This is a genomic window from Comamonas sp. 4034, from assembly GCF_050434545.1.
In the GTDB taxonomy this organism is placed as follows: Bacteria; Pseudomonadota; Gammaproteobacteria; order Burkholderiales; family Burkholderiaceae_C; genus Comamonas; species Comamonas odontotermitis.
The window spans coordinates 1-1,703 of record NZ_JBNDIT010000055.1; the positions used below are offsets into that span (position 1 = coordinate 1).

General features: G+C 62.6%; 2 protein-coding genes. Both read right to left on the reverse strand.

Annotated elements, in window-relative coordinates:
* Nucleotides 1-905: electron transfer flavoprotein subunit alpha/FixB family protein (locus ABIE32_RS21695; protein ID WP_429019405.1), on the reverse strand; the 905-nt coding region annotated here is incomplete at its 3' end.
* A 47-nt stretch (nucleotides 906-952) separates the two neighbouring features.
* Nucleotides 953-1,702: an electron transfer flavoprotein subunit beta/FixA family protein gene (locus ABIE32_RS21700; RefSeq protein WP_224150070.1), complete on the reverse strand. Its 750-nt coding sequence runs from the start codon at nucleotides 1,700-1,702 to the stop codon at nucleotides 953-955.
* Nucleotide 1,703: the final 1 nt, after the last annotated feature.

Sequence of the window (1,703 nt, forward strand, 5' to 3'; positions counted from 1 at the left end):
GCCTCGAACAGGTCGGCCACCAGGCCATAGTCGGCCACGCTGAAGATCGGCGCCTCCTCGTCCTTGTTGATCGCCACGATCACCTTGGAGTCCTTCATGCCCGCCAGGTGCTGGATCGCTCCCGAGATGCCCGCTGCAATGTACAGCTGCGGCGCCACGATCTTGCCCGTCTGGCCCACCTGCAGGTCATTGGGCGCGTAGCCCGCATCCACCGCCGCGCGGCTCGCGCCAATGGCTGCGCCCAGCTTGTCGGCCAGCGGCGTGATGACTTCGTTGAACTTTTCCGCACTGCCCAGCGCCCGCCCGCCCGAGACGATGATTTTGGCGGCCGTGAGTTCGGGCCGGTCGTTTTTGGTGACTTCGCGGCCTACGAAGGCGCTTTTGCCGCTGCCCTCGACAGCGGCCACGGTTTCGACGGCTGCCGTGCCGCCGGTGGCTGCTGCTGCATCAAAGCCGGTGGTTCGCACGGTGATGACTTTCTTGCCGTCGGTGCTTTGCACGGTGGCTATGGCGTTGCCCGCGTAGATGGGGCGCTCGAAAGTGTCGGGGCTGTCCACTTTGGTGATGTCGCTGATTTGCGCGACGTCGAGCTTGGCCGCTACGCGGGGAGCCACGTTCTTGCCGCCTGCCGTGGCGGGAAAGAGGATGTGGCTGTAGTTGCCTGCAATGGCGAGCACTTGCGCTGCCACGTTTTCGGCCAGGCCGTCCTTGAGCGATGCGCCTTCAGCGAGGATGACTTTGGCAACGCCTGCGATCTGGGTTGCGGCCTGGGCTGCAGCGGCTGCGCCTTCACCTGCCACGAGAATGTGGACGTCGGCTCCGCAGGCCTTGGCGGCCGTGACGGTGTTGAGGGTGGCGGGTTTGATGCTGTGGTTGTCGTGTTCTGCAATAACGAGTGCGGTCATGATGTTTCTTTCAAAGCCATTGATGCGTTGGTCTGCCCTAGCCGGGGTTAGATGACTTTGGCTTCGTTCTTGAGTTTGTCGATCAGGGCCGAGACGTCAGCGACTTTGACGCCTGCGCCGCGCTTGGCAGGCTCTGCCACTTTGAGGGTTTTGATGCGAGGGGTCACATCCACGCCCAGCTCTTCGGGCTTGACGGTGTCGAGCTGCTTTTTCTTGGCCTTCATGATGTTGGGCAAGGTGACGTAGCGCGGCTCGTTCAGACGCAGGTCGGTGGTGATGACCGCTGGCGTTGTCAGTTGCAGGGTTTCGAGGCCGCCGTCGACTTCACGGGTGACGCTCACCTTGTCGCCCGCGACTTCGACCTTGGAGGCGAAGGTGGCCTGGGGGAGGTCTGCCAGCGCTGCGAGCATCTGGCCGGTCTGGTTGCAGTCGTCGTCGATGGCTTGTTTGCCGCAGATGATGAGGCCGGGTTGCTCTTTGTCGACCAGGGCTTTGAGGAGCTTGGCAACGGCCAGGGGCTGGAGCTCTTCGGTGGTCTCGACCAGGATGCCGCGATCGGCGCCGATGGCCATGGCCGTGCGCAGGGTTTCCTGGCATTGGGCCACGCCGCAGGAGACGGCGATGATTTCGGTGACGACGCCTTTTTCCTTGAGGCGCACAGCCTCTTCCACCGCGATTTCGTCAAACGGGTTCATGCTCATCTTGACGTTGGCAATGTCCACTCCCGTGCCGTCGCTTTTGACGCGCACTTTCACGTTGTAGTCCACCACGCGCTTGACGGGTACCAGTACTTTCATA

Coding starts and splice junctions, on each gene's coding strand:
- ABIE32_RS21700 (WP_224150070.1), bottom strand. CDS start 1,702: ATGAAAGTACTGGTACCCGTCAAGCGCGTGGTGGACTACAACGTGAAA.